The organism is Pseudomonas sp. W15Feb34, assembly GCF_023127765.1.
GTDB classification, from domain to species: domain Bacteria; phylum Pseudomonadota; class Gammaproteobacteria; order Pseudomonadales; family Pseudomonadaceae; genus Aquipseudomonas; species Aquipseudomonas synxantha_A.
The window spans coordinates 23609-29917 of sequence record NZ_SPKN01000022.1; the positions used below are offsets into that span (position 1 = coordinate 23609).

5 protein-coding genes are annotated in these 6309 nt (G+C 59.6%); 2 read left to right on the top strand and 3 right to left on the bottom strand.

Annotated features, from left to right (window positions below):
• Positions 1-8: 8 nt before the first annotated feature.
• The 3 genes from E4O97_RS09795 to E4O97_RS09805 all read right to left on the bottom strand — a co-directional run bounded on the left by E4O97_RS09795 (position 9) and on the right by E4O97_RS09805 (position 3158).
• Positions 9-668: a TetR/AcrR family transcriptional regulator gene (locus tag E4O97_RS09795; RefSeq protein WP_005784489.1), complete on the bottom strand. Its 660-nt coding sequence runs from the start codon at positions 666-668 to the stop codon at positions 9-11.
• An 87-nt stretch (positions 669-755) separates the two neighbouring features.
• The gene (locus E4O97_RS09800; protein ID WP_078820208.1) at positions 756-2150 is read right to left on the bottom strand and encodes a nucleobase:cation symporter-2 family protein; all 1395 of its coding nucleotides are present in this window, start codon (positions 2148-2150) and stop codon (positions 756-758) included.
• An 87-nt stretch (positions 2151-2237) separates the two neighbouring features.
• Entirely contained in the window at positions 2238-3158 is a 921-nt protein-coding gene (locus E4O97_RS09805) for a LysR family transcriptional regulator (RefSeq protein WP_003188270.1), read from the bottom strand.
• Positions 3159-3284: 126 nt separating this feature from the next.
• Between E4O97_RS09805 and E4O97_RS09810 the strand changes: the two genes are divergently transcribed.
• A complete protein-coding gene (locus E4O97_RS09810; RefSeq protein ID WP_248161245.1) occupies positions 3285-4634 on the top strand; it encodes an aspartate aminotransferase family protein in 1350 nt (449 codons plus the stop codon).
• A gap of 39 nt (positions 4635-4673) precedes the next feature.
• Entirely contained in the window at positions 4674-6167 is a 1494-nt protein-coding gene (locus E4O97_RS09815; RefSeq protein WP_032878059.1) for a CoA-acylating methylmalonate-semialdehyde dehydrogenase, read from the top strand.
• Positions 6168-6309 lie beyond the last annotated feature (142 nt).

Below are 6309 nucleotides of genomic sequence, written 5' to 3' on the forward strand. Positions count from 1 at the left end.
CTTCGTTTTTATAGGGCCGGCTTGATGCCGCAGCCTTTGAGAATGATATGGATCAGGTTGGTGCCGGCGTCTTCCATGTCCTGCTTGGTCAGCTTGGTGCGACCGGTGACGCGGCAGATCTGGGTGGCGAAGTCGGCGTAGTGCTGGGTGCTGCCCCACAGCAGGAAGATCAAGTGCACGGGATCGACGGGGTCCATTTTGCCGGCGTCGATCCACGCCTGGAACACCGCGGCTCGGCCACTGAACCAGGCGCGATAGTCCTGACCGAAATATTCGGTGAGGCATTCGCCGCCGCTGATGATCTCCATGGCGAAGATCCGCGAGGCTTGTGGTTGGCGCCGCGAGAACTCCATCTTGGTGCGGATGTAGCGCGCAAGCGCCACGGCCGGGTCATCCTCGGCGGTCAGCGCGTTGAAGGTGCTGTCCCATAATTCGAGGATATTGCTGAGCACCGCGATATACAGGCCCAGCTTGTTGGTGAAGTAGTAGTGCAAGTTGGCCTTGGGCAGCCCGGCACTGGCAGCGATGGTGTTCATGCTGGTGCCTTTGTAGCCATGGCGGGCGAATTCATCTTCAGCAGCCTGGAGAATAGCTTGTTCGTTCTTTTGCCGAATGCGGCTGGCGGGTTTACCGGCGTGGTTGCTGTGGGCAGGAACTTCGAGGCTCATGGAGGTTTCCGTGCTGATCGATAAAGGCGACGTGTGCACAGATAACCCACCCTCAAGCCTCAGACAAGTCCCGATGCAATAAAACCGTCAAAGCGGCTCCAGGCTTTCGCTTTGCGCTGTTGGGTTTGTAGCGCATGTACTCGCCTTGGCTTCCGGCAGCAACAGGCACAATACGATGGCGGTGAGGCCGCCGCTGGTGATGGCCGAGTCGAACAGGTTCTGTACCAGTGTCGGCATCAGGTGCAGCAAGTTGGGTTGAGCGGCGATACCCAGGCCGACGCCAAACGAGGTGGCAATGATCAACATGCTGCGTCGATCCAGCGGCGCCTGGGCGAGGATACGCACGCCGGCGGCGGCCACGCTGCCGAACATCACCAGGGTCGCGCCGCCCAGCACCGGCTTGGGGATTTGCTGCAGTACGGCGCCGATCAATGGAAACAGGCCCAGACAGAACAGCAGCACACCGATATACAAACCGACGTAACGGCTGGCCACGCCGGTGAGCTGGATCACGCCATTGTTCTGGGCAAAGGTGGTGTTGGGGAACGCGCTGAAGGTGGCGGCAATCATGCAGCTCACGCCATCGCCCAGCACGCCGCCCTTGAGCCGGCTTATATAAGATGCACCGCTGATGGGTTGGCGGGCGATCATGCAATTGGCCGTGAGGTCGCCGACGGTTTCGATGCTGCTGATCAGATAAATCAGCGCAATCGGCAGGAAAGCGCTCCAGTCAAAGTTGAAACCAAATCGGAACGGCATCGGCAGGCTGATCAAGGGCAAGTCGGGCAGGGCTTGGGGCACCAGTTTACCGCTGAACCACGCCGCGAGGCTCCCCAGGGCCAGGCCGATGATAATGGCGCTCAAGCGTACCCACGGGGTATTGGAGCGGTTGAGCAGGATGATTGTCAGTACCACGAACAGGCCGAGTGCCAGGTTCGCAGGGGCGCCGAAGTCTGGCGCATTAAAACCGCCGCCGAGGTCGGTAATCCCCACTTTGATCAGGCTGATGCCGATCAACGTGATGACGATCCCCGTTACAAGGGGGGTGATGACACGACGCAGTTGGCCGATGAAGCGGCTCAACACGATCTGTACCGCCGCGCCGAAGAAGCACACGCCGAAGATCATCGCCAGAATGTCTTCCGGGCTGCCGCCGCGTTGCTTGACTAGAAAGCCTGCCGCCAACACCGCGCCGAGAAACGCAAAGCTAGTGCCTTGCAGGCAGATCATACCGGCGCCGATACCATACGGCCTGCGTGCCTGGATGAACGTGCCTACGCCGGACACCATCAGCGCCATGCTGATCAGATAGGGCAGGTGGGCGGTGAGGCCGAGCGTGGAGCCGATGATCAGCGGCGGAGTAATGATGCCGACGAACGCCGCCAGCACATGTTGTAGTGCTGCCAATAGAGCCGGCAGTGGTTTGGGGCGGTCGTTGAGGCCGTAGATCAGGTCGCTGGGGCTGGCAGATTCTGGTGGCATGGCGGGTAGACTCGAGGCGGACGGTTCAAGGTCCTTGTGCCTTGCAAAAAGCTGTCCATGTGCTCAGCTTTTTGCGTGAGGCCCGAGTTAGCGCGTCGCGGCCAGGCTTTCAAGGAAACTTTCCAGCACCAAATGAGGGCGCCGGCCTTTGCGTGTGACCGATGCCAGGCTCAAATCGTAAAAACGTGTAGCCGGTTTCAGCGCGCGCAGTCGGCCTTGTTGCACCCACAGGCTGGCGTAGTGATCGGGCAAGTAGCCGATATAGCGGCCAGTGAGGATCAGGAACGCCATGCCTTCACGGTCCGAAGCGCTGGCCGTGCAGTTGAGCGCCTGGTAGTGGGCCTGGATCTCTGCGGGGAGGCGAAAGGTAGGGGCGATGGCGTCCTGGCTGTCGATGCGCTCGTCATCGAGTTGTTTGTTGTCGGCATAAAACAGCGGGTGCCCGACCGCGCAATAAAGCAGTGAGCGCTCGCTGTACAGCGGTTGGTATTCCAGACCCGACAGGGCGCTGGCCTGGGGCACCACGCCGACATGCAGACGGCCATCAAGTACACCTTGTTCTACTTCATTGGGGGCGATCATGCGGATCTGGATCTGCACGTCCGGGCCGCGTTCCTTCAACTGCGCCAGTGCGTGGGTGATGCGCATATGCGGCAGGGTGACGAGGTTGTCGGTGAGGCCGATGATCAACTCGCCGCGCAAATGCTGGTGCAGGCCGTTGACCTCGGTGCGAAAGCTTTCCAGGGCGCTCAACAATTGCAGGGCTGACTGATAAACCTCGCGGCCTTCCTCCGTCAGGGAAAAACCGGCGCGGCCGCGTTGGCAAAGTCTGAGGCCGAGCCGCTGCTCCAGGTCGCTCATCTGCTGGCTGATGGCCGAGCGGCCGATGCCGAGCACGGTCTCTGCCGCCGAGAAGCCGCCGCATTCCACCACGCTGCGAAAGATGCGCAGCAAGCGAATGTCGAAGTCGCTGACTTGGGCCAAAGGGTCGGGACGACGGCTGCTCATAGTTTAGTGAAGTCCTGACTGAAGGTTAGAAGAGTTGGATTTCACCGACTTTATCCCCGTGGCAATTTAGCTGCAACAACGCTTTTTCAATCCCGACGCTGCCTGTTGCCCTGCGAGGTTTTGCTGATGAACATGCCCGAAAACGCCCCATCGACCCTGGCCAGCCAACTCAAGCTGGATGCGCACTGGATGCCCTACACCGCCAACCGCAACTTCCAGCGCGATCCACGCCTGATCGTGGCCGCCGAGGGTAGCTGGTTGACCGATGACAAGGGGCGCAAGGTTTATGATTCGTTGTCGGGCCTGTGGACCTGTGGCGCCGGGCATACGCGCAAGGAAATCCAGGAAGCGGTCGCTAAGCAATTGGGCACCTTGGACTACTCTCCGGGCTTCCAATACGGTCATCCGTTGTCCTTCCAGTTGGCGGAAAAGATCACCGACCTGACCCCAGGCAACCTGAATCATGTGTTTTTCACCGATTCGGGCTCTGAATGTGCCGATACGGCGGTGAAGATGGTGCGGGCTTACTGGCGCCTCAAAGGCCAGGCCACCAAGACCAAGATGATTGGTCGCGCCCGTGGTTACCACGGCGTGAACATCGCCGGTACCAGTCTGGGCGGTGTGAACGGTAACCGTAAGCTGTTTGGCCAGGCGATGATGGATGTCGACCATCTGCCTCACACCTTGCTGGCCAGCAATGCCTTCTCCCGGGGCATGCCGGAGCAGGGCGGTATTGCCTTGGCCGATGAGTTGCTCAAGCTGATCGAGCTGCATGACGCGTCGAATATTGCCGCCGTGTTTGTCGAGCCGATGGCCGGCTCCGCTGGCGTATTGGTGCCACCGCAGGGTTATCTCAAGCGCCTGCGCGAAATTTGCGACCAGCACAATATCCTGTTGGTGTTCGACGAAGTGATCACAGGCTTTGGCCGCACCGGCTCGATGTTCGGTGCCGACAGCTTCGGCGTGACGCCGGACCTGATGTGCATCGCCAAGCAAGTCACCAACGGCGCTATCCCGATGGGCGCGGTGATTGCCAGCAGCGAGATCTATCAGACCTTCATGAACCAGGCGACGCCGGAGTACGCCGTGGAATTCCCCCACGGCTACACCTACTCGGCGCACCCTGTGGCTTGCGCGGCGGGCTTGGCGGCATTGGACCTGTTGCAGAAAGAAAACCTGGTGCAGAGCGTAGCCGAAGTCGCGCCACACTTTGAGAACGCGCTGCACGGTTTGAAAGGCAGCAAGAATGTGATCGACATTCGCAACTACGGCCTGGCCGGGGCTATCCAGATTGCCCCGCGTGATGGAGATGCCATCGTGCGCCCATTCGAGGCCGGCATGGCATTGTGGAAAGCCGGTTTCTATGTGCGTTTTGGCGGCGACACCCTGCAGTTCGGGCCAACCTTCAACAGCAAGCCGCAGGACCTGGACCGTCTGTTTGACGCGGTCGGCGAAGTGCTGAACAAGATCGACTGATTTCTCCTTCTATATAGAACAATTTTTCAGGAGCCCTGCATGAGCCTTATCCAGCATTTGATCAACGGTGAGCTGGTCAACGACAGCGGTCGTAGTGCCGACGTCTATAACCCGTCTACCGGCCAGGTGATTCACCAGGTGCCGTTGGCCAGCCGTGAAACCATTCAACAGGCGATTGACTCAGCCAAGGCGGCGTTTCCGGCCTGGCGCAATACGCCTCCGGCCAAGCGTGCCCAGGTGATGTTCCGTTTCAAGCAGTTGCTGGAGCAAAACGAAGCACGTATCTCGCAGTTGATCAGTGAGGAGCATGGCAAGACCCTGGAAGACGCGGCGGGTGAACTCAAGCGTGGGATCGAGAACGTGGAGTACGCGTGTTCGGCACCGGAGATTCTCAAGGGCGAATACAGCCGCAACGTGGGGCCGAACATTGATGCCTGGTCGGACTTCCAGCCGCTAGGCGTGGTGGCGGGTATCACCCCGTTCAACTTCCCGGCGATGGTGCCGTTGTGGATGTACCCGCTGGCGATTGTGTGCGGTAACTGTTTCATCCTCAAACCTTCGGAGCGTGATCCGAGTTCTACGTTGTTGATCGCGCAACTGTTGCAGGAGGCTGGGCTGCCTAAAGGCGTACTGAGTGTGGTGCACGGCGACAAAGGCGCGGTGGACGCATTGATTCAAGCGCCGGAAGTTAAAGCCTTGAGCTTTGTAGGCTCGACGCCGATTGCCGAATACATCTATAGCGAAGCGACCAAGCGCGGCAAGCGTGTGCAAGCGTTGGGCGGGGCGAAGAACCATGCGGTGCTGATGCCGGATGCAGACCTGGACAACGCCGTGAGTGCCTTGATGGGCGCGGCTTATGGTTCTTGCGGCGAGCGTTGCATGGCGATTTCGGTGGCGGTGTGCGTGGGCGACCAGGTGGCGGACGCGTTGATCGCTAAGCTGGTGCCGCAGGTCAAGGCGTTGAAGATCGGCGCGGGCACCTCCTGTGGCCTGGATATGGGCCCGTTGGTGACGGGGCAGGCACGAGATAAGGTCAGTGGCTATATAGAAGAGGGTGTTTCGGCGGGTGCAGAGCTGGTCGTTGATGGTCGCGGCTTGAGCATTGCCGGGCATGAACAAGGATTTTTCCTTGGCGGCAGTCTGTTCGACCGCGTTACCCCCGAGATGCGGATCTATAAAGAAGAGATCTTTGGGCCAGTGTTGTGCGTGGTCCGGGTGGATAGCCTGGAAGCGGCGATGCAACTGATCAACGATCATGAATACGGCAACGGTACCTGCATCTTCACGCGTGACGGTGAAGCAGCGCGGCTGTTCTGTGATGAGATTGAGGTCGGCATGGTAGGGGTTAACGTACCGTTGCCGGTGCCGGTTGCATATCACAGCTTCGGTGGCTGGAAGCGCTCTCTGTTTGGCGACTTGCACGCCTATGGGCCGGACGGGGTGCGTTTCTATACCCGTCGCAAGGCGATCACTCAGCGTTGGCCGCAACGGGCCAGTCATGAAGCGTCGCAGTTCGCCTTCCCTAGTCTGTAAGACTCGATAAGCGAAAGCCGGCCCCCTTGGGGCCGGCTTTCGCGTTTCTAAGGCATTTTCGACCGATATGACAGAAATGTGAAAAAGAAGGTTGACGGCAGATTCTGGAAGCCTATAATTCGCCCCACTTCCGGCGCAGTCG

Coding starts and splice junctions, on each gene's coding strand:
- E4O97_RS09795 (WP_005784489.1), bottom strand. CDS start 668: ATGAGCCTCGAAGTTCCTGCCCACAGCAACCACGCCGGTAAACCCGCC.
- E4O97_RS09800 (WP_078820208.1), bottom strand. CDS start 2,150: ATGCCACCAGAATCTGCCAGCCCCAGCGACCTGATCTACGGCCTCAAC.
- E4O97_RS09805 (WP_003188270.1), bottom strand. CDS start 3,158: ATGAGCAGCCGTCGTCCCGACCCTTTGGCCCAAGTCAGCGACTTCGAC.
- E4O97_RS09810 (WP_248161245.1), top strand. CDS start 3,285: ATGAACATGCCCGAAAACGCCCCATCGACCCTGGCCAGCCAACTCAAG.
- E4O97_RS09815 (WP_032878059.1), top strand. CDS start 4,674: ATGAGCCTTATCCAGCATTTGATCAACGGTGAGCTGGTCAACGACAGC.